This window comes from Actinomadura nitritigenes (assembly GCF_017573545.1).
GTDB classification, from domain to species: domain Bacteria; phylum Actinomycetota; class Actinomycetes; order Streptosporangiales; family Streptosporangiaceae; genus Spirillospora; species Spirillospora nitritigenes.
Map to the genome: position 1 here is coordinate 217,689 of NZ_JAGEOK010000002.1, position 20,449 is coordinate 238,137.

Below are 20,449 nucleotides of genomic sequence, written 5' to 3' on the forward strand. Positions count from 1 at the left end.
AGCTCGACCCACCGGCCACCCGGCCACGCCCCGCGTCCCACTGAGCGAGACCGTCTCAGGCGCGGTGGGGGCGGTTCGTCCAGCCCTGGTCGTCGGCGCGGACGAACCAGCCGGACGCGGCGAGCGTGCCGCCGTCGACCGGGATCGTGTGGCCGGTGACGAAGCGGGCGTCGTCGGAGGCGAGGAACGCGACGACGGCCGCGTAGTCGTCCGGCTCACCGAACCGGGCGAGCGGAACCCACGTGTGCTCCAGGCCCTCGTCGTAGCCGCGCCGCATCCACGCGACCGGGGTCTGCTCGGTGTCGGCGAGGTCGGGCGCGATCGCGTTGACGCGGACACCGTGCCGGCCGACCGCGACGGCGAGGCTGCGGGTGAACGCCGACACCTCCGCGTTGAACGCCGAGTACACCGGGTGCTGCGGAATGCCGCGGAACGCCTCGACCGTCGAGTTGTTGACGATGCTCCCGGACCTCCGCTCGATCATCGCGGGCAGCAGCGCGTGGGTGAGCTTGAAGACGTGCAGCAGGTTCAGCTCGTAGAGCCGCTGCCACTGCCCGGGCGTGCTGTCCTGGAACGACGGGGCCGCCGGACGGAAGTCGCCGACGTTGTTGACCAGAACGTCCACGCGCCCGTGCGCAAGCGCCGCGGCCGCCACCTCCGCGACCGTGGCGTCCTCGACGATGTCACCGATCACGGTGACGCACCGGCCGCCGGACGCCTCGATGTCGTGCCGCGCGCGCTCGGCGGCGTCCGCGTCGATGTCGTTGAGGACGACGAGGTCCCCTGCGGCGGCGAGGCGGCGGGAGATCGCTCCCCCGATGCCCAGCGCCCCGCCGGTGACGACGCTGACCCGCTTCTCCTCAGCCATCGCGGCGCCTCCGGACGGGACGGGTCTCGATCGAGTCGATGCGCTGCTCGCGCCGGGCGATCCGCCACGTCCCGCCGTCGAGCCGGTAGGCGTCGGTGTACCGGCAGTTCCACACGAGGTCGGACGTCCGGCCGTCGTCGCGTTCGGTCAGGTGGTGGGCGACGCAGGCGATCTCCCCGGTGGCGGTACCGGGTTCGGCTCCCGCGTCGAACACCTGGCCGACGAGGGCGTGGAACGTGACCGGGACGCCGTTCAGCACCGAGAGCGTCGCAGCGATCTCCGCGCGGCCGGTGAAGGTGCGCACCGGGTCGAGCTCGTCGGGGGCGGACGGCAGGACGAGCACCGCGTCCTCGGTGAACAGGCCCGCCATGGCGTCGATGTCGCGGCGGTCGGCGTACAGGGCGTAGCGGGCGACCAGATCACCGAGGGCGATCCGGTCGCCGGTTCCCAGCGTCATGACAGGCCAAGGCGCCGGGCGCACGCCGACAGCTCGTCCTTCGCCTCGTTCAGGTCCGTTGTCACGTTCCCGCGCAGGACCAGGCGGCCGGCGCCGAGGGCGGCAAGCCTCTCCGCCTTCTCCGGCGTGACCGCCGACAGCGAATGGCCGAGCGTGAGCTCCAGCGCATCGGGGTCGCGGCCGTTCCGCTCCGCCTCCTCGCGCATCAGCGCGACCAGCCCGTGCAGCTCCTCGCCCGCGACGCCGAGCGGCTGGAGGCCGTCGCCGTAGCGGCCGGCGCGCCGCGCCGCCGCCTTCGTGTGGCCGCCGACGTGGATCGGCACGCCGCCCTCCTGAACCGGCTTCGGATAGCTCATCGCCCCCTTGAACCGGAAGAACTCGCCGTCGTGCGACGCGCCCTCCGGCCCCGTCTCCGCCCACAGCTTCCGCAGCACCTGGAGCTGCTCGTCGCCGCGCCGGCCGCGCGAGTCGAAGTCGGCGCCGCACGCCTCGATCTCCTCGCGCATCCAGCCCATCCCGACGACCAGCCTCAGCCGCCCGCCGGACAGCGCGTCGACCGTCGCGAGCCGCTTGGCGAGCACCACCGGATGGTGGTTCGGGAGCACGAGGACGCCGGTGGCCAGCCCGATCCGGCTCGTCCGGCCGGCGAGGAACGCCAGCAGGTCCAGCGGGTCGGGGATGTCCAGGTCGTCCGCCAGCTCCATCCTCCCGGAGCTGTCGTAGGGATAGACGGAGGAGTAGCCGCTCGCCACCACCGCGTGCTCGACCGCGCCGACGGACTCGTAACCGCAGTCCTCGGCGTGCCGGACGTACTCGCCGATCCACGCGGGATCGGCGGTCACGCCCGCCGCGACCGGCAGCAGGACGGCGTACTTCATGCGTTCTCCTCGGTCGTCGAAGCGGCGGCGGCGCGTCCGGCGCGGCGGCCGAAGAACGTGCCGTCGCCCAGGGACGTCCCGCTGACGTACCCCTCGCCGTGCATGCCGGACGCCGCGCGGCCCGCCGCGTACAGCCCCGGCACCGGGACGCCCGAGTTGTTCAGGACCTCGCCGTCGACGGTGGTGTGCAGCCCGCCGAGCGTGAACCCGGACGCGCCGCTCGCCGGCCCACCGGTCCCGCCGAAGAAACCCGCGCCCGGGTCGATCGCCGCGAACGGCGGCTTCAGCGGCCGCAGCCACTTCGGGTCCTTGTGGAAGTAGGGGTCCTCGCCCTGCTCGGCGTGCCGGTTGTACGTCCCGACCGTCGCCTCCAGCGCGCCGGGCGGCATGCCGAGCGACTCCTCCAGCTCGGCGAGCGTCTCGGCGGCGTACTTCGGCAGGACGCCCCACCGGTCCGCCTCGGGGACGGACTCGTACCCCTCCTCGTCGATGATCGTCCAGTAGGGGCCCGGCTGGTCGCGGACCGCGTGGACGCTCCAGTGGCCCGGGTAGACGTCCTCGTTGAGGAACCGGCGGCCGAGCCCGTCCACGAGCATGCCGCGGCAGACCATCGCGGGCAGCGCGGTCAGCGCGATCTCGACCACGCCCATCCGCCGGGTCGCGGCGCCGATCGCCGCCGCCATCCGGATGCCGGAGCCGTCGTCGAGGCCGTCGCTGACCTTGCCGTGCCCGAGCAGCACCGGGGCGTGGTCGGCGAGCATCTCCTCGTTGTCGACGAACCCGCCGGTGGTGAGCACCACCGCCCGCCGCGCCCGGTAGGTGACCCGCTCGCCGTACTTGCGGGCGACGACGCCTGCGACGCGCCCGTCCCCGTCCAGCACGAGGTTCGACGCCACGGTGTCGACGTGCGTGACGGCACCGGCCGCGGTCGCCGCCGCCGACAGCTTCTCCATGAGCACGGCGCCGCCGAACCCGCTGGCCGCCGGGCGGTGCCCGCGCGGGACGGGACGCGCGACCGTGTTGTACGGCCAGGCGTTCTCGCCCAGCCACATCAGCCCGTCCTCCGACATGGGCATCCACGTCGGCCGGTCGTAGAAGCTGGGGTTGAACGTGACGCCGCACTCGCGGAACCACCCGAAGTGCTCGACGCTCCCGTCGCAGTACAGCCGGATCTTCGCGGTGTCGGCGTTCGGGCCGAGCGCCTTCACCAGGTAGGCGTACATGGTGTCGGGGTCGTCGTCGAAGCCGCAGGCCTTCTGCACCTCGGTGCCGCCGCCGAGGTACAGCTCGCCGCCGGACTGCGCCGACGACCCGCCGGGCCCGCTCGCCCGCTCCAGCACCAGGACGTCCGCGCCGGCGCGGGCCGCCTCGAAGGCCGCCGCCGCGCCCGCGCAGCCGAACCCGGCGACGAGCACGTCGCACTCGTGGTCGAACGCGCCGATCTCCGCGAGCGGGACGGGCTCGACCGAGGAACGAGGGCTCACCCGATCACTTCCCGGGCGGGACGAACGCGGCCAGCGGCTCGGACCCCGACCAGTCGTGGCCCCAGTAGCTGTCCTTGGTGATCTCTTCGGCGGTGTAGTACGTCTCGTCGACGAGCATGCCCTCGCAGCCGTACTCGACGTCCCAGCCGCCGGGGGCGCGCACGTAGAACGACACCATCTTGTCGTTGGTGTGCCGGCCGAGCGTGGAGGAGATCGAGAAGCCGCGCTCCTTCACGGCGTCGAGCGCCATGCCGACCGCGTCGAGGGTGTCGACCTCCACCATCAGGTGCACCAGGCCGGGGGCGCCGTCGTGCGGGGCGGGGCAGATCGCGGCGCTGTGGTGGCGCTGGTTGACGCCCATGAAGCGGATGCGCACGGGGCCGCCGACCTTCATCGCGCCGCGCGGCAGGAAGCCGAGCACCTCGTTGTAGAACGTGACGGTCTCGGCGAAGTTCGGGGTGGGCAGCACGACGTGGCCCATGCCCATCGCGCCGGTGACGAACTTCTGCGCGAACCGGGTCCGCAGCGGGCTGTGGTCCAGGACCGGGCCGAAGAACACCTCGACGGGGGTGCCGCCGGGGTCGGTGAACGCGATGGCCTCCTCGGCGTCGCGCTCGGCCGCCTCCTTCGCGGTCAGCACCGTCACGGCGGTGCCGGACTTCTCGACGTCCTCGCGGACGGCGGCGAGCGCGTACTGGTCGCGGACCTCCCAGCCGACGGCCAGCACCTTGTCGGTGTCGCCGGGCACCAGCTGCAGCCGGGACCGGCGCTCGTCCATGCGCAGGTACAGGCCGTCCGGGTCGGGGCCGCTGCCCTCGGCGAAGCCGAGGCCCTCCAGGGCGAACTCGCGCCAGCGGTCGATGTGCTGGGTCTGGACCTTCAGATAGCCCAGCCCTCGGATGTGCGTCACTGTCCTCGGTCCCTTCGTGTCGCGGCCCGTACGGCGCCACGGCCGGCGCGGCGGCGCGGCGGCCGTTCCCGTCAACCTGCCAAATCCGCCGCCGCGTCGCGGAGGCCTTCCCGCTCAGTGAGAGTCTTTCGCCGTGACGCAACGAGGAGGTCGGATGGCGAAGGTCGCACTCGTCACGGGGGCGAGCAGGGGGATCGGACGGCGGACGGCGCTGGCGCTCGCGGGCGCCGGGTACGACGTCGCGTTCACCGCGCGGACCGTCGAGGAGGGGCAGGGACGGATCCCGCCGCGCTACGGGAACGCCGACGCGATCCCGGTGCCGGGCAGCCTGGCGCGGACGCGGGCGGAGATCGAGGCGCTCGGGGCGCGGGCGCTGCCCGTCCGGATGGACCTGTTGGATCGGGCCGGCGTGACGGCGGCCGCCGCGGCGGTACTGGACGCCTGGGGCCGCGTGGACGTGCTGGTCAACAACGCGGTGGCGCACCTCGCGGGCACCCACGAGCGCTTCCTCGACCTGGACGTCGACGTCGCGGAGCGCGTGATGGCCGGCAACTACCTGAGCCAGCTGGCGCTGATCCAGGCGGTGCTGCCGGCGATGCTGGAACGGGGCGGCGGAACGATCGTGAACCTGTGCTCCGGCTCGGCGACCAGCGACCCGCCGGGGCCGCCCGGCGAGGGCGGCTGGGGCGTGGCGTACGCGGCGTCCAAGGCGGCGTTCGGCCGGCTCGCGGGCGCGGTCAACGCCGAGTACCTCGGCCGCGGGATCCGCGCGTTCAACCTCGACCCCGGCTTCGTGGTCACCGACGCGGGCGCGGCGCGCGGCGGCCTCACCACGCTGCAGGACGAGGGGTTCGAGCCGACGCCGGAGGAGGCGCCCGGCGCCGCCGTCGTCTGGCTCGTCACCGCACCGGACGCGGACGCGTTCCTCGGCCGGGTGATCTGGACCCCGAAACTCGTCGCCGACCGGGGCCTGCTGCGCTGACCTGCGCCGGGTCGCCGTCATGACGGCGACCCGCCGCGGGCGCACGTCAGATCATCGAGCGCATCGGGCCCTGCGGGGGCTCGATGTCGAGGTCCGTCAGCGCGGAGACGTGGTACACCGACCCCGGGACGTGGATGGCGTGCGCGAGGCCGACGTGCGCGTCCCGCCAGAACCGCTGGATCGGGTTGTCGGTGCGCATCGCGTTGCCCCCGGACCGCACGACGATCTCGTTCATCGCGTGCACCGCGCGCCACGCGGCGCGGACCTGCGTCCGGCGGCCCGCCGCCCGGTCGGCGAAGCTGATCTCCTCGCCGGCCGCGACCCGGTCGTACATCCGCGAGCAGTTGTCCAGCAGCGCGGTCCGGGACGCCTTGATCTCCTCGGCGGCCTCGCTGATCGCGTACAGCACGTACGGGTCGTCCTTGATCTTCGTGCCGGTGATCTGGACGCGGTTGCGCTGGTAGGCCAGGTGGTGGTGCAGCGCGCCCTCGGCGATGCCGATCACGGCGGCGGTGATGCCGAGCGGGAACGCGCAGGAGAACGGCATCAGGTAGGACGGGTTGGTCAGCCCCGCCTCGCGCGCCGCGGACCCGTCCACGACCTTGGAGTACTCCAGGGTCCGGTAGGTCGGGACGAACGCGTCCTTGACGATGATGTCCTTGCTGCCGGTCCCCTTGAGGCCGGCGACGTCCCAGGAGTCCTCGACGATCTCGTAGTCCGAGCGCGGCAGGATCAGGTGCAGCGACTGCGGCGGCATCGCCATCTTGCCCTCCTCGTCGCCGAGCATCCCGCCGAGGAAGATCCAGTCGCAGTGGTCGGTGCCGGAGGAGAACTGCCAGCGGCCGTTGAAGATGTAGCCGCCGTCGACGGGACGGGCGATGCCCATCGGCGCGTACGGGGAGGCGATCCACGTGTCAGGGTTCTGGCCCCAGATCTCCTCGCGGACCTTCGGGTCGGCGTAGGCCATCTCCCACGGGTGGACGCCGACGATCCCGGCGACCCAGCCGGTCGAGCCGTCGAGGGACGCGATGCCCATGACCGTCTCGGCGAACTCGCAGGGGTGCATCTCGAGGCCGCCGTGCGCGCGCGGCTGCAGCTGCCGGATCGCGCCCGAGTCGCGCAGCGCCTTGGCGGCCTGGTCGTCGAGCCGGCCCAGCTTCTCGTTCGACGGCCCGAGCGCGCGGATGTCCTCGGCCCGCTCCATCATCGCGTCGAGCACGGGGTTCGTCATCAAGTCCTCCGATGTGTCCGTCAGCCGTCGTAGCTGATCCTGAGCCGGTCGCTGACCGGCCTCGCCTGGCAGGCGAGGATGAGGCCGTCGGCGAGATCCTGCTCGTCGAGGACCGAGTTGGCGTCGAGCGCGACCTCCCCTTCCAGGGCCACGCAGGCGCAGGCGGAGCAGTTGCCCTCCCGGCAGGAGAACGGGGCGTCGACCCCGGCGCGCAGCAGCGCGTCGAGCAGCAGCTGCGACCTCGGCCACGGCACCGTCCGGGTCTCGCCGTCGATCTCCACCTCGACCTCGGCGGCGTCCGCCGCGCCGGCCTCGGCCGGCGGGTCCTCGTCCGGTTCCTCGAAGGGGTCGCCGGTGAGCGAGAAGAAGCGCTCGACGTTCACCCGCATGCCGAGGCCGGTCAGCGCCGCCTCCGCCATGTCCATGAACACGCCCGGCCCGCACACGAACGCCTCCCGGCCGGTGAAGTGCCGGGCGAGCGAGTGGAACGCGGCGGGCGTCGGCAGGCCCTGCACCGACTCCAGCCAGTGCACGACCGTGAGCCGCTCGCCGTGCTCCTCGGTGAGGGCGCGCAGCTCCTCCGCGAAGATCACCGAGCGTTCGTCGCGGTTGGCGTACAGCAGCGTGACGGTGCCGGTGCCGCCCGCCAGGACCGACTTGAGGATCGACATCACCGGGGTGATGCCGCTGCCGCCCGCGACGAGCAGCAGGTCCTCGTCCAGGGAGCGCGGGGTGAACGCGCCGGCGGGCCGCAGCACCTCCAGCACGTCGCCCGCGGCGACGTTGTCGCAGATCCAGTTGGACCCGACCCCCTCGGCGACCCGCTTCACCGTCACCTTGAGCCGCTCGTCGCAGACCGGCGAGCTGCACAGCGAGTACGAGCGCGCGACCCAGCCGTCGCCGGCGGGCACCCGGACCGTGAGGAACTGGCCGGGCCGGTAGGCGAACCGGCCCTCCTCGCCCTCCGCCGGTTCCAGGACGAGCGAGTTCGCGTCGGGCGTCTCCCGGACGACCTCGACGACGCGCGCCTTGAGCGATGCGGTCATGCCCGTCCCGAAGCCTTGTCCCCGCCCGCCGCGCCGAGACCGGCGGCGTGCCGCGCCGCGATGTAGCCGAACACGATGGACGGGCCGATGGTCGCGCCGGGGCCGGCGTACTCGTTGCCCATCACCGACGCCGACGAGTTGCCCGTGACGTAGAGGCCCTCGATCACCGACCCGTCCTCGCGCAGGACGCGGGCGTGCTCGTCGGAGACGAGGCCGCCCTTGGTGCCGAGGTCGCCGACCTCCAGCCGGAACGCGTGGTACGGCGCGGTCTCCAGCGGGTCGAGGTTCGGGTTCTTCAGGTTCGGGTCGCCGTAGTAGTGGTCGTAGGCGGAGTCGCCGCGGCCGAAGTCGGGGTCCTTGCCGTCGCGGGCGTAGCCGTTGAAGGTGCGGACGGTCTCCTCCAGCGCGTCCGCGGGCACGCCGATCTTCTCGGCCAGCTCCTTCAGCGAGTCCGCCTTGAACGCGATGCCCTTGTCGTAGAACGCCTTCGGGATCGGCGCGCCCGGCAGGATCTGCGCGAACGGGTAGCGGGCGCGGGCCTTCGCGTCCATCACGAAGAAGGCGGGGACGTGCCCGCCCTCCAGCTGGTCGTGGACGAAGTTGACGTACGGGGCGGCCTCGTTGGTGAACCGCCTGCCCTCCGCGTTCACGATGACCTGCCGGGGGATGGCGCGCTCGGACACCAGCGGGATCACCGCGCCGAGCGGGTGCCGGACGGCCGGCATCCACCACGCGTCGTCCATCAGGTCGATCGCGGCGCCGAGGCCCTCGCCGAGCCGGATGCCGTCGCCGGTGTTCTCGCGGGCGCCCATGGCGAAGTCCTCCTGGCCGCCCTTGGGCAGGTACCTGTCCCGCATGTCCTGGTTGTGGTCGAACCCGCCGGTCGCCAGGAGGACGCCCTTGGTCCCGCGGATCCGCAGCGTCTTCCCGTCGCGGGTCTGCGCCACGATCCCGATCACGCGGCCGTCGCCGTCGGTGACCAGCTCGGTCATCGCGGTCTTCAGCCACAGCGGGATGCCCGCGTCCTTCAGCGCCATCCGCAGCCGCGCGACGAGCGCGCGCCCGCCGGTCGCCATGTGCCGGCGCCGGACCATGTTGGACGACACGCGCCACGCCGCGACCAGCGACGCGCGGCGGCCCGCCCACGTCCGCTTGGCCATCGCGAGGTCGTGGTAGTCCTTCGCGGTGACCCAGAGCCCGAGCGGGCCCTTCATGTTGTTGGGCCGCTGGTACTGCTCGTCCTCGCCGAGCTTGCGGGTGTCGAACGGCTTGGCCTCGATGGACCTGCCGAGCGGCCGCCCTCCCTCCAGCTCGGGGTGGTAGTCGGCGTAGCCCTTCGTCCAGAAGAACTTCATCCACTTGCTCCGGCAGATGAGCTCCATGGCGGCGGGGCCGTTGTCGACGTAGGCGTCGAGCCGGGCCGCCGGGACGCGCCCCTGCGTGAGCAGGTCGAGGTAGCGGCGGATCGACTCGCGGCTGTCGTCGTGGCCGCGCGCCTTCAGCGTCGGGTTGTTCGGGATCCAGATGCCGCCGCCGGACAGCGCGGTGGACCCGCCGAACTTCTTGCCCTTCTCGATGATCAGCGGCTTCAGCCCGGCGTCGTGCGCGGTGAGCGCGGCGGCCATGCCGCCCCCGCCGCTGCCGACGATGACGAGGTCGTACTCGCCGTCCCAGGCGGCACCCTCTCCGGCACCCGCCCCGGCGCTCATGACTCGTCCTTACGGGTCAGGAAGGCCAGCACCGCGCTCTCCCAGGCGGCCTTCTGCTCGATCATCACCCAGTGCCCGCAGTTCGGGAAGATGTTGACCTGCACGTTCGGGATCGTCCGCATCGGGACGAGCATCATGTCGACGGGGCTGACCCGGTCGTCGCGTCCCCAGGTGATGAGGGTCTCGGCCTTCAGCCGGTGGAGCATCGCCCAGTAGGGCGGCTCGGGCGAGCGGGCCTGCGCCTTGAAGTTCGCGGTCATCGCGGCCGTCGAGTACATGCGGCGCGCGGCGGCGAGGGTCTCGGGGTCGGTGGCCTGCTGCCAGCGCTCCTCGATCAGCTCCTCGGTGACCACCTTGGGGTTGAACACCATGGAGTTCAGCCACCGGACCAGGCCCTCGCGGGTCGGGTCGTCGGTGAACTCCATCAGCAGCTTGATGCCCTCGCCGGGGCCGGGGCTGAAGATGTTGCGGCCGATCCCGCCGATGGTGACCAGGCGCCGCACCCGCTCGGGGCGGGCGAGGGCCGTCTGGGTGCCGACGATGCCGCCCATGGAGTTGCCGATCACGTCGACCTGCTCGATGCCGAGGCCGTCCAGGAAGCGGATCGCGGCGCCGGACGCGGCGGCCATCGGGTGCTCGTCGGTCGGGTCGCTCACGCCGAAGCCGGGGAACTCCAGCACCAGGCAGCGGAAGTGCTCGGCGAACCGCGCCAGGTTGCCGCGGAAGTTGCGCCAGCCCGTCACGCCGGGACCCGAGCCGTGCAGCATCAGCAGCGGCGGGCCGTCACCCGCCTCGTGATAGCGCAGGACGCCCTGGTCCGTGGCGAGTTCGCGCAATGTCGACTCGTAGGTCAGCTCCGTGGGCATGTTCTCAGTCCTTCTGGGTGGCTTGCCGGAAACCTAACGGGCGTTTGGTCAGGACCGTCCAGTGGATTCCCGATCAGCGGGACGTCCGCCGGAGGGGTCGCTCGGGGGCCCACTTGACGGCTCGCCGGGCGCGGGCTTCCACTCATTGGGATCAGGGGGCGCGCGCGGCGGCGCGCGTGCCTACGTTCCGGTGCATCGAGACCGGCGACAGTGTCCGAGAGCCGCGAGGTGACTTCATGCCAGCAGAGCCAGCGCTCACCGCAGAAGCAGCAGGGAACACCGGGCCGGCGGAGCCCGCGGACTCCCCCGACCCCCTGGAGTTCCGGCGGGCGATGGCGGAGTTCGCGACCGGCGTCACCGTGGTGACCGCGCTCGACGGGGACGAGCCCGTCGGGTTCGCCTGCCAGTCGTTCACGTCGGTGTCGCTCGAACCGCCGCTGATCCTGTTCTGCGCGGACCGGCGCGGCCGGTCGTGGCCCCGGATCCGCTCCGCCGGCCGGTTCTGCGTGAACGTCCTCGGCGAGGAGCAGGCCGACCTGTGCGCGCGGTTCGGGTCGAGCCGCGGCCTGAAGTACGAGGGGCTCGACTGGGACCTGTCCCCGCACGGCACCCCCCAGCTCCAGGACGTCCTGCTGAACGTGCACGCCGCCGTCCACGACGTGCACGAGGCCGGCGACCACGACGTGGTGATCGGCCGGGTGCTGTCGGTCCGGGTGCACGAGGCCCCGGGCGGGGTGTGGCGCCGCCCGATGCTGTTCTTCCGCAGCCGGTTCGGCGTGCACCCGCCGGAGGTGCCGTTCGCCCCCGACCCCTGGGGAGACGGCGACCGGTGGGGCTGGGGCTGAGTTCACATGGATGAGCGGGTCACATCCAGTCGCCGCGGCCGTCCACGGCGAGCAGCCGGTTCATGGTCGCGGCGGACCAGGTGTGCTCCGGGACGGGGCGGTCGGTGTGCGCGCGGCGGGTCCGGCCGCCGGGGCGTCCCGCCGCGGCGGAGCCGGGGAACAGCACCTGTGAGGTCTCGCGGGCGGCGGTGACGACGAGGGGCGCGACGTTCTCCAGCGGCGTGTGGATGTCGCCGACCAGGGAGATCCCCGCGACGGGGCCGTCCGCGCCGCGGACCGCGACGGCCACGCAGGCGATGCCGGGGAACGACTCGCCGCGCTCGAACGCCAGGCCGCGGCGCTGCCGGACGCGGTGCAGCTCCTGGTGCAGGGTGCCGAGCTCGCCGATGGTGCGGCTGGTCAGCCGGGTGATCCCGGTGCCGAGCAGCGCGTCCACCTGCTCGGGCTCCAGCCAGGCGAGCATCGCCTTGCCGAGCGCGGTGGAGTGCGCGGGGGCGCGGCCGCCGACCCGGGACGGCACGGAGGCGGCGAGCCGCCCGCCGAGCTTGTCGAGGTAGAAGACCTCGGCGCCGTCCAGCACCGCGAGGTGCGCGACGAGGCCGGTGGTGACCTGCAGCTCGTGCAGGTACGGCGCGGCGGCCTCGCGGATCTTGCCGTGCCCGCCGTCCTGGCCGCCGAGGCCGAGCGCGCGCTGGCCGAGGCCGTAGCCGAAGGAGTGGTGGGCGAGCCACCGCTGCCGGACGAGCTGGTCGAGGATCCGGTGCGCGGTGGAGCGCGGCAGCCCGGTGCGGCGGGCCACGTCCTCCAGCGTGAGCCGGGCCGACGGCCCGTTGAAGGCGTCGAGGATCAGCGTCATCCGCTCGATCATCGAGGGCGGCGCATCGCGCCGCGTGGGCGCGGCCATGGTCTCGGTCATCGCACCTCCCGGGAACACGACTGAAATGAATTCTTGTTGAGTGGAATCTAGCAAGTCCTGGCGCGGACTGGAAGGGGTAGCGTCAGGCCAGGTCACGCAGGAGCAGCGGGCATCGGCCCGGAGCTCGGACGACGGCGGGGCCAGAAGTAGAACGTTTTTCTGTCGAGAGGGGACGCGATGCATGTCGGCATCGTCACGCCGGTGGTGGCGCAGCCGCCGCACGGGCACGGCGGCTGGGAGCGGGACGCCGGCATCGAGGAGATCGGGCGGATCGCCGAGACCGCCGACGGGCTCGGCTACCACCATCTGACCTGCAGCGAGCACGTCGCGGTACCGGTCGAGGCGGCCGAGCAGCGCGGCGGCGTCTACTGGGACCCGCTCGCCACCTTCGGCTACCTCGCCGCCCGCACCGCCCGGATCCGGCTCGCCACCCAGGTGCTCGTGCTCGGCTACCACCACCCGCTCGCGGTCGCCAAGCGGTACGGCACCCTCGACCGGGTCAGCGGCGGCCGGCTCACGCTGGGCCTCGGCGTCGGCAGCCTGGAGGAGGAGTTCGACCTGCTCGGCGCGCCGTTCGCCGGACGCGGCGCGCGCGCGGACGACGCCATCGCCGCACTGCGGGCGTCCCTGGCGGAGCGGGTGCCGGAGTACCACGGCGAGCACTACGACTTCTCGGGCATGGTCGTCGAGCCGCACGCCGTCCAGGAGCACGTCCCGTTCTGGATCGGCGGCCGCACGGCCCGCTCCCTGCGCCGGGCGCTCGCCGCCGACGGCTGGGTGCCGTTCGGGCTGCCGCTGTCCCGGCTCGCCGAGATGCTCGCCGAGGCCGACGTCCCGGACGGCTTCGACGTGGTGCTCGGCCCGTCCCGCCCGCTGGACCCGATCGGCGACGCGGAGGGCGCGGGCACGGCGCTCGTCCGGCTGCGGGAGGCGGGCGCGACGGTCGCCGGCGTCCGCATCGCCGCGGAGTCGGCCGCGCACTACTGCGAGCAGCTCGCCGCCCTCCGCGACCTCGCCGGCGCCTACGCCCTCACCTTTGGAGACACCCTGTGACCGACCATGCCGTGACCGATGTCGAGACCCGGCTCGCCGCCCTCGAAGACCGGCTGCGCGCGCTGGAGGACGAGCGGGAGATCACCCGGCTGATCCTGTCCTACGGGCCGCTGGTCGACAGCGGCTGCGCCGAGGCCGTCGCCGCCCTGTGGGACGAGGACGGCGTGTACGACGTGGACGAGCTGATGATGGACGGCCGCCCCGCGATCGACGCGATGGTCCGGTCCGCGAACCACCGGCGCTGGATCGCGGGCGGCTGCGCGCACTTCGTCGGGCCGCCGCACGTCACCGTCGCCGGCGACGGGGCCACCGCCGTCGGCTACACGCTGATGATCGTGAACGGGGAGGACGGCTTCGCGCTGCGCCGCGCCACCGCCAACCACTGGACGCTGCGCCGCGGCCCGGACGGCTGGAGCGTCGCCAACCGGACGAACCGGGTGCTCGACGGCCGCCCCGAGTCCCCCGACCTGCTCGCCTCCCACTTCCCCCACGCCGAACGGACCTGAGCCGGAACCGCCGTGGCGCCCCCGGACGCGGGGCGCCACGGCCGGTGGTCACGGCAGGAGGGACGCGGCGTCGAGGTCGAGGGCGTGGTGGGCGTGCCTCTCGGTCATCGTGCAGAACATCTCGTCGCCCCGGGCGGTGCGCTCGACCAGCATCGACGCGCCGATCGCCATGACGATGCCCTGGAAGGCGTGCCGGCGGTAGCCGTCCCAGCAGTCGTCCCAGGCCAGGTCCACGCCGCGACCGGTGAGGGCGGCGTGGTAGCGGCGGACGAGCGCCCGCTCGTGCTCGCGGCGGTCCTCCACGGGCAGGCTGGAGCCGAGGAAGTACGCGAGGTCGGCGGCGCCCGGCCCGTAGGCGCAGGTCTGCCAGTCCAGGACGACCGGGCGCGGCCCGCCGAACAGCAGGTTGTCGGCGCGGAAGTCGCCGTGCGTGAGGGTGGACGCGCCGTCCCGCGCGGCGAGGTAGCCGCCCAGCGACGGCAGGAAGTCCTCGATCAGGTCGATGACCTCGAGTTCCAGCCGTTCCGCGTACCGTTCCTTGAAGCCCTGGTACAGCCCGGTCACCATCGCGGTGGTGAACTCGGCGGCCTCCGCGCCGTGCCGGTTCAGCCAGGGCAGCTCGGCGAGGTCCGGATCGTTCCATCCGGCGGCGTGCAGGGCGGCCATCTCGTCGACCGCGGCGGCCGCCTCGTCCGGTGAGACGCCCGCGAGCTGGTCTCCCGCCCGCGCGGGCGCGAGGTCCTGGAGAAGGACGACGTACTCGTCCTTCTCGGCCTCGTAGGCGGAGAAGTAGCAGGCGGGCACGCTGGCGTCGAGCCCGCCCGCGACGCCCGCGTAGAAGCTCGCCTCCACCTCGTAGGTGCGGATCGCGCGGGCCGCGGCGCGGCCCGCCTCGTCCGCCGCCGGGACCTTCGCGATCATCGTGGCGGGCAGCCCGACGGGACCGTCATAGGTGAGGCTCAGGCGCAGGCTGTCGGAGACCTGGCCGGTGCCGACCGGCTCGGCGCCGACGACGGTGACCGCCGCGCCGTCCAGGTCGCCCGCGAGCGCCTCGGTCAGCCAGGACGCGGTCAGGCCGGCGCCGCCCGCGACCGGCCCGGTCATCGCGCGCCGCCTTCGGCGAGGTACGACCAGCCGTGGTCCCGCCAGCCGGGCGGCTGGTGCCATTCCGTCCAGCCGTGGCCGGTGCGGCCGTCCTCGGCCTCGAAACGGCAGAGCGCGCGCGGGAAATGCGCGGTCCGGCCGTCGGGCGAGACGACGGCGACGGGCGCGAACGCCAGCGGCGTCGCGGTCATCGGGACGCCCGGCACCCGCAGGTGCGACGACTCCGGCAGATCGTCCGCCGCGAAGCGCGTCTCGGCGGAGAAGCCGTCGCGGTGCTCGATCTCGCCGCCCGGCGGCACCGCGAACGACGGCCACGGGATCGCGAACCCGATGTTGGCCTGCATGCAGTGGAAGAACGTGCCGTCGCCGAGGCGCCCGGACGACCAGAGCCACGACGTCTTCCACCAGTCGCGCTCCCCCCAGCTGTGGTCGCGCTCGCCGGGCGCGTCGACGGCGAGGGCCTCGTCCCCGACCGTGACGGTGCCGGAGACCGTGCACGGGATCTCGTAGCGCGGGATGTCCTTGTAGGGGTAGACGCCGCCGACGGTGTCCCATCGCAGATCGAAGGTGAGGCGCGTCGTCTCCGCGCCGGACGTGTCGCCGTACGCGGCGGTGGGGTCGGGCAGGATCGCGGCCTCGCCGTCGAGCCCGATCCGCACCGGCCCGAACGGCTCGGCGATGGTCTGCGTCGCCTCGTACGCACCGGTCCGGACGTCGGTGGTGCCCGGCTTCGGCAGCGGGGCGTCGTTGTCGGCGATCAGGACGAGCGGGCGGTCCTTCCCGGTGACGCACGCCCAGTACCAGGCGCGGTCCCAGTTCGGGTACAGGCCGAGCCGCACGTACCCGGCGACGGACCCGTCCGGTGCGGCGAAGTCGAAGTAGTAGGACTCGTTCCAGAGCACCTCGGACCCGGGCTCGTGCAGCCCCTCGTCCGCGGGCGTCAACTGCCAGGTTCCGTGATCGATGACCTTCGCCATGGGCGAACCTCCGGGGGTGGTCGGGGGTCAGGGGGCGGCGAGGCCGCGCAGGCGGCTCCTGGAGATCCTCCCAGCCGGGGTCCGCGGAAGCGAGGGCACGACGAGCACTTCGGACGGGCACTCGTGGTGCGCCATCCGGGACCGGCAGAACCCGATCACCTCGTCCGGGGTCAGGCCCGCGTCGGTGACCACGGCGGCGCAGACCCGCTGCCCCCCGTGCCCGTCCGGGACGCCGAACACGGCCGCCTCCGCCACGCCCGGCAGCGCCATGATCGTCCGCTCGGTCCCGGCCGGGTGCACGTTCTCCCCGGCGGCGGTGGTGATCACGTCGTCGGCGCGGCCCGCGATGTGCAGGTAGCCGGCCTCGTCGAGGTGCCCGAGGTCGCCGCTGCGCAGCCGGCCCGACGCGTCGAGGACCTCGCCGGTGCGGGCCGGATCGCGCCAGTAGCCGCGCATCATGAAGTCGGACCCGATGAGGACCTCGCCCTGCTCGCCCGGCGCGCACTCCTCGTCCGTGCCGGGACGGACCACCGTGAACCGGACGCCGGGCACGGGCCGTCCGGCGGCGCCGAGCCTGCCGTCCGGGCCGTCCAGGACGTGGTCGGACGGCTCCAGGTGCGCGCAGAGCCCGCCCGCCTCCGTCAGCCCGTACGCCTGCGTGAACCCGGCGCCCGCGAGCACCTTGGCCGCCGACTCCAGCAGCGGGCGCGGGATCGGCATGCCGTCATAGGCGATGTGCCGCAGGTCCGGGAGGTTCGCGCCGGTGCGGGACAGCTCGTCCAGCACGGTCCTGATCAGCGCCGGCTCCATCAGCGCGTGCGTGACGCGGTGGTAGCGCAGCGCGCGGACGATCGACGCGGGCGCCGCGTCCGCCGGGAACAGCTGGGTCGCGCCGGACGCCAGGGCCATCTGCACCCAGCTCGACCCGGCGACGTGGAACACCGGCGGGACGATCAGCGCCGTCGACGACGGGGTCATCTCGAACGGCATCGGCATGGTGCACAGGGCGTCGTTCGGGCCGCGGTCGAGGAGCACGCCCTTCGGGGTGCCGGTGGACCCGGAGGTGAAGAACAGCAGCGCGGCGTCGCCGGGCTCCGGGGCGAGGACCGCGTCCGCGTCGATCGGGCCGTCCGACCAGGGCGGATCGCCGTCCGGGACGACGTGGTCCTGCTCGGCGAGGGCGGCGCTCCTCGCGTCGGCGACGAGCAGGGCGGGCTCGACGGAGTCCAGCACGGCCCGCAGCCCGGACGGGCCGAGCCGCCGGTTCAGCCCGGCGAGCACGGCGCGGCGCCGCCACGCGCCGAGCAGCAGGACCGGGTAGGCGGCGTCGTTGCGGCCGAGCCAGCCGACCCGGTCGCCGGGCCCGACGCCGCGCCCGGCGAGGAACGCGGCGGCGCGGTCGGCGGCGGCGTCCAGCTCGCCCCAGGTGATCGAGGTGGTGGTGCCGATGACGGCGACGCGGTCCGGTTGCGTCCGGGCGAAGTCCCGCACGCGCTCGTCGATGCCGGTCACGGTGGCCCTCCTAGGCTCTGGCGCGGTCGGGAGCGGCGATGAGGACATGGTCCGCCTCGGCCCGGCGGTAGTACAGGTGCGCGGGTCAGCGGAACCGGTCGATCAGCAGCCGGTCGCCGGCGCCGGGCCCGACGCCCCACACCGACGCGGTGCGGCCGACCTGCGCGAGGTCGTAGACCTGCGGCCAGCCGCCCAGGTCGTTGGCGGGACGCGGCACGCTCGTCCAGGTCGTCCCGTCGAAGTGCCGGTAGTAGGCGGTGCGGCTGTCCTGCAGCCACACCCCGCCCCGCCCGTCGGACGCGATGTCGCCGAGGAACCCGACGTCCTGGGCGTAGGCGCGGACCTGCTCGTAGGGCGAGGGCGTCTTCGTCACGGTGAACGCGGCGCCGTCCCAGTGGACGAGGGTCGGGCCTGAGAAGAGCGGGTCCTGCGGGATCGTGTAGAACCAGACGTCCTCCGGTGACAGTGCGACGACCTGAAGCACCCAGTGCGGCCAATCGCCGGGGATGTCCATCTGCGTCCAGGCCGTCCCGTCGTAGTGCCACAGGCCGTCGCCGGACGAGGTCATGCCGCCGGCCCAGACGTCCTCGGGCGTCCGCGCGGCCAGCGCGTCCAGCAGGGTTCCGCTCGCGAGCGAGAGCCCCTCGTCCGTCCAGGTGCCGCCGGTCCGGCGGAAGACGGCGGCGCCGCTGCCGTCGGTGTTGGAGCCGATCGACCAGGCCTTGCCCCGGGAGTCGACCGAGACGGCCATCGGCAGCTGCCGCGGGTAGGCGACGGCCTTCCACGCGCGGCCGTTCCAGTGCAGCGACTTCGCCGTGGCGTCGCCGCCGCCCTGCCCCACGGCCCACACGTTGGACGGTCCGCGGGACGCGACGTCCACCAGTTGGGGCGCGGTTCCGGCGGGCGCGGCCTGCGGCGCCCAGGCGCCGTGCCGGTAGCTCAGGATCAGCGGGGCGGACGAGGACGACTGCGTGCCGACGGCCCAGGCGTGCCCGCGGTCGGGCGCCGTGACCCCGTAGAGCGCCGGAGCGGTCAGCCCGGTGATCTCGGTGGCGGTCCAGGCGCCGGACGGGGCGTCGGCCAGCGCGGTGCCGGTCAGGCCGGCGGCGGTGACGGCGGCGGTGACGGCGAGCGCCGCGGTCCGGCGGCCGAGCAGGGTTCTCACGGGACGGTCTCCTCCCATGCGGGGAACTCGATCGTGCCAGCATTCACTGGCATGATCGAGCTGTAAAGCCGTCCCGTTCGTCCGTGGCCGGATCCGGCTATCCGCCGGTGGTCGTTCTCACGGGGTCAGGGCCATGCCGGCGAGCACCCGTCCGGCGAGCTCCGCGTCCCCCTTGGCCCGCACCTTCACCGCGTCCGGCCCGCACCGTCCCGCCGTGAGCCGCACGTAGCACTCCCAGTCCATCTCCAGCTCGGCCGTCGCGTCGCCCGGCACCTCGCCGGCGAACGCGCCGCGCCCGTCGCCGTCCACCACGACGGCCACCCGGCGCTCGACCGGCCCGCCGATCCGGAACAGCACCGACTGCCCCGGCTCCGCCCCGGCCTTGCGCGCCACGACGAGCGGCAGCCCTTGGGCGAGGACGTCCCAGAAGCAGTCCGCCGCCGGCGCGTCCAGGTTGCCCGGGCGGCCGACCGCGCGGCGCACGTCCTGCTCGTGCGTCCAGCAGTCCATCGCGCGGAACCGCATGAACAGCGCGTACGTGCCCTGCTTCCCGTTCGGGAGCGTCGTGGGCTCGTCCGGGTCCAGGCCGGGCAGCTGGGCGAGGCGGCGCTCCAGCACGTCCGCCAGCTCGGCCGCGACCTGCGGCCCGGGGACGGACCGCCGCGCGTGCACGCCGGCCTCCAGGAACCGGGCGAAGTCGTTGCGGAGGTGGTCGAACTCGGGGACCTCGACCTCGGGGGACGGGTCGCCGAGCAGCGACGCCTCCACCGAGACCAGGTGGGAGAACTGGTCCTTGACCGTCCAGCCCGGGCAGTCGGTCGGGCGCTCCCACTCCGCCGCGCCGAGCGTCGCGGCAAGCGCGAGCGAGGAACGGACCGTCTGCTCGAACGCGGCGACGTTCCCGCGCATCTCGTCGTTCATCCCGGCGTCCTTCAGCAAGGGGGACAAGGCGTCCTCAATCTATCCAGAAGCCCCGGACGCGCCCGGGCGCCGCCCCCTGGGAAGGGGCGGCGCCCGGGCCGGGAGGCGGCGCCGCGTCGCCGAACGCGGCGCCTCGTCGCCTCAGAGGCGGCCGTGTCAGGAAGCGTCGATCACGCCCCGGATGACGGAGGCGTAGGCGGCCTCGCCGGACTGGTTCGGGTGCAGCGGCGCGGCGGGGTGCACCGGCACGTAGCCCTCCAGCCAGCGCTGCGACGCCGACTGGCACGAGTCGTGCCCGGCGCTCGGCGTGACGAGGTCGATGTAGGTGTCGCCGTGCGCCTCGGCCTGCCGCTTGATGACCGCGTTCAAGGCGTTGACGGAGCCCTGCAGGAAGTCGGCGTCGGTGGGCAGCACGGGCTGCAGCGGCCAGCAGCCGTTCGGCTTGATGTAGAGGCCGTAGCCGGTGACGACGATCCGGGCGTTCGGGGACCGCTGCCGGATGCCGTCGAGCACCGCCGACAGCTTCGGCTCGAACTCCGCCGTGCGCTGCTCGACCTGCGCCTCGTACGTCCCCTTGCAGGGCGTCGCCGTCGGGTCGAGGGTGGCGCAGTTCTGCGCGATGCCGACGAGGCCGACGTCGTTGCCGCCGATCGTCAGCGTGACCAGCGCCGTGTCCGCGGTCAGCGCGTCGAACTGCGGCGGGACGGTCCCGGTGTCGACGCCCGCGACGCTGGTGTCCTGCGACTGCGTCATGTGCTTGGTGGACGCGCCGCTGCACGTCACGTCCGCCAGGTTCAGGCCCATCGCGGAGGCCAGGTCGTGCGCGTAGTTGCGGGTGGACCGGCCGCAGCCGACGTTGCCGGTGATATCCGGGATGAGCGGGCCGGACGCCATCGAGTCGCCCAGCGCGACGTACCGCCCCGCCGCCGCGTGCGCGGGCCCCGCGACCGCCAGGGCCGCGGCCGCCGCCACGATCGAGCCGACGACTCCACCGAACAGACGCTTCATACAGCCTCCTT

20 protein-coding genes are annotated in these 20,449 nt (G+C 73.5%); 4 read left to right on the forward strand and 16 right to left on the reverse strand.

Going from position 1 to position 20,449, the window contains the following annotated elements:
• Window positions 1-55 precede the first annotated feature (55 nt).
• From J4557_RS03340 to J4557_RS03360, 5 genes are read right to left on the reverse strand one after another with little or no spacing between them, the layout of a single operon-like run.
• Complete coding sequence (locus J4557_RS03340; RefSeq protein ID WP_208264838.1) at window positions 56-868, reverse strand: SDR family NAD(P)-dependent oxidoreductase; 813 nt, start codon at window positions 866-868, stop codon at window positions 56-58.
• A complete protein-coding gene (locus J4557_RS03345; protein WP_208264839.1) occupies window positions 861-1,325 on the reverse strand; it encodes a nuclear transport factor 2 family protein in 465 nt (154 codons plus the stop codon). The genes J4557_RS03340 and J4557_RS03345 overlap by 8 nt, the downstream gene beginning before the upstream one ends.
• A complete protein-coding gene (locus J4557_RS03350) occupies window positions 1,322-2,203 on the reverse strand; it encodes an LLM class F420-dependent oxidoreductase (protein WP_208264840.1) in 882 nt (293 codons plus the stop codon). The genes J4557_RS03345 and J4557_RS03350 overlap by 4 nt, the downstream gene beginning before the upstream one ends.
• Complete coding sequence (locus tag J4557_RS03355; RefSeq protein WP_208264841.1) at window positions 2,200-3,687, reverse strand: FAD-dependent oxidoreductase; 1,488 nt, start codon at window positions 3,685-3,687, stop codon at window positions 2,200-2,202. The genes J4557_RS03350 and J4557_RS03355 overlap by 4 nt, the downstream gene beginning before the upstream one ends.
• A gap of 4 nt (window positions 3,688-3,691) precedes the next feature.
• The gene (locus J4557_RS03360; protein ID WP_208264842.1) at window positions 3,692-4,597 is read right to left on the reverse strand and encodes a VOC family protein; all 906 of its coding nucleotides are present in this window, start codon (window positions 4,595-4,597) and stop codon (window positions 3,692-3,694) included.
• A gap of 154 nt (window positions 4,598-4,751) precedes the next feature.
• On the opposite strand from J4557_RS03360, the gene J4557_RS03365 reads away from it, so the two are divergent.
• Window positions 4,752-5,579 (forward strand): SDR family NAD(P)-dependent oxidoreductase, encoded by an 828-nt coding sequence (locus J4557_RS03365; protein WP_208264843.1) that lies wholly within the window; start codon window positions 4,752-4,754, stop codon window positions 5,577-5,579.
• A gap of 46 nt (window positions 5,580-5,625) precedes the next feature.
• Here the strand turns inward: J4557_RS03365 and J4557_RS03370 are convergent, their stop codons facing one another.
• Genes J4557_RS03370 through J4557_RS03385 form a run of 4 tightly spaced genes read right to left on the reverse strand, consistent with a single transcriptional unit; the run spans window position 5,626 to window position 10,431 of the window.
• Window positions 5,626-6,810 carry an acyl-CoA dehydrogenase family protein gene (locus tag J4557_RS03370; protein WP_208264844.1) on the reverse strand — a complete coding sequence of 395 codons (1,185 nt, stop codon included), beginning with the start codon at window positions 6,808-6,810 and terminating at the stop codon, window positions 5,626-5,628.
• A gap of 20 nt (window positions 6,811-6,830) precedes the next feature.
• Window positions 6,831-7,856: a 2Fe-2S iron-sulfur cluster-binding protein gene (locus J4557_RS03375; RefSeq protein WP_208264845.1), complete on the reverse strand. Its 1,026-nt coding sequence runs from the start codon at window positions 7,854-7,856 to the stop codon at window positions 6,831-6,833.
• A complete protein-coding gene (locus tag J4557_RS03380) occupies window positions 7,853-9,565 on the reverse strand; it encodes an FAD-binding protein (RefSeq protein WP_208264846.1) in 1,713 nt (570 codons plus the stop codon). Before J4557_RS03380 ends, J4557_RS03375 begins: the two co-directional genes overlap by 4 nt.
• Complete coding sequence (locus tag J4557_RS03385; RefSeq protein WP_208264847.1) at window positions 9,562-10,431, reverse strand: alpha/beta fold hydrolase; 870 nt, start codon at window positions 10,429-10,431, stop codon at window positions 9,562-9,564. The genes J4557_RS03380 and J4557_RS03385 overlap by 4 nt, the downstream gene beginning before the upstream one ends.
• Before the next feature lie 236 nt (window positions 10,432-10,667).
• On the opposite strand from J4557_RS03385, the gene J4557_RS03390 reads away from it, so the two are divergent.
• Window positions 10,668-11,276, forward strand: coding sequence for a flavin reductase family protein (locus J4557_RS03390; protein WP_208264848.1), 609 nt, complete (start codon window positions 10,668-10,670; stop codon window positions 11,274-11,276).
• A gap of 19 nt (window positions 11,277-11,295) precedes the next feature.
• Here J4557_RS03390 and J4557_RS03395 read toward each other — a convergent pair whose 3' ends face one another.
• Window positions 11,296-12,192: an IclR family transcriptional regulator gene (locus J4557_RS03395; RefSeq protein WP_208264849.1), complete on the reverse strand. Its 897-nt coding sequence runs from the start codon at window positions 12,190-12,192 to the stop codon at window positions 11,296-11,298.
• 177 nt (window positions 12,193-12,369) lie between these two features.
• Here J4557_RS03395 and J4557_RS03400 point away from each other — a divergent pair, with 177 nt between their 5' ends.
• Window positions 12,370-13,245 (forward strand): LLM class F420-dependent oxidoreductase, encoded by an 876-nt coding sequence (locus J4557_RS03400; RefSeq protein ID WP_208264850.1) that lies wholly within the window; start codon window positions 12,370-12,372, stop codon window positions 13,243-13,245.
• Window positions 13,242-13,751, forward strand: coding sequence for a nuclear transport factor 2 family protein (locus J4557_RS03405; RefSeq protein WP_208264851.1), 510 nt, complete (start codon window positions 13,242-13,244; stop codon window positions 13,749-13,751). Before J4557_RS03400 ends, J4557_RS03405 begins: the two co-directional genes overlap by 4 nt.
• 48 nt (window positions 13,752-13,799) lie before the next feature.
• Here the strand turns inward: J4557_RS03405 and J4557_RS03410 are convergent, their stop codons facing one another.
• The 6 genes from J4557_RS03410 to J4557_RS03435 form a co-directional block, all read right to left on the reverse strand.
• The gene (locus tag J4557_RS03410; RefSeq protein ID WP_208264852.1) at window positions 13,800-14,855 is read right to left on the reverse strand and encodes a phosphotransferase; all 1,056 of its coding nucleotides are present in this window, start codon (window positions 14,853-14,855) and stop codon (window positions 13,800-13,802) included.
• Window positions 14,852-15,832, reverse strand: a complete 981-nt coding sequence (locus J4557_RS03415; protein ID WP_208264853.1) for a DUF7064 domain-containing protein — start codon at window positions 15,830-15,832, stop codon at window positions 14,852-14,854. The genes J4557_RS03410 and J4557_RS03415 overlap by 4 nt, the downstream gene beginning before the upstream one ends.
• 27 nt (window positions 15,833-15,859) lie before the next feature.
• The gene (locus tag J4557_RS03420; RefSeq protein WP_208264854.1) at window positions 15,860-17,344 is read right to left on the reverse strand and encodes a class I adenylate-forming enzyme family protein; all 1,485 of its coding nucleotides are present in this window, start codon (window positions 17,342-17,344) and stop codon (window positions 15,860-15,862) included.
• Between the two features lie 85 nt (window positions 17,345-17,429).
• Window positions 17,430-18,509, reverse strand: a complete 1,080-nt coding sequence (locus tag J4557_RS03425; protein ID WP_208264855.1) for a hypothetical protein — start codon at window positions 18,507-18,509, stop codon at window positions 17,430-17,432.
• A 117-nt stretch (window positions 18,510-18,626) separates the two neighbouring features.
• Complete coding sequence (locus J4557_RS03430; RefSeq protein WP_208264856.1) at window positions 18,627-19,457, reverse strand: maleylpyruvate isomerase family mycothiol-dependent enzyme; 831 nt, start codon at window positions 19,455-19,457, stop codon at window positions 18,627-18,629.
• A gap of 129 nt (window positions 19,458-19,586) precedes the next feature.
• Entirely contained in the window at window positions 19,587-20,438 is an 852-nt protein-coding gene (locus J4557_RS03435; protein ID WP_208264857.1) for an SGNH/GDSL hydrolase family protein, read from the reverse strand.
• Between the last annotated feature and the right edge of the window lie 11 nt (window positions 20,439-20,449).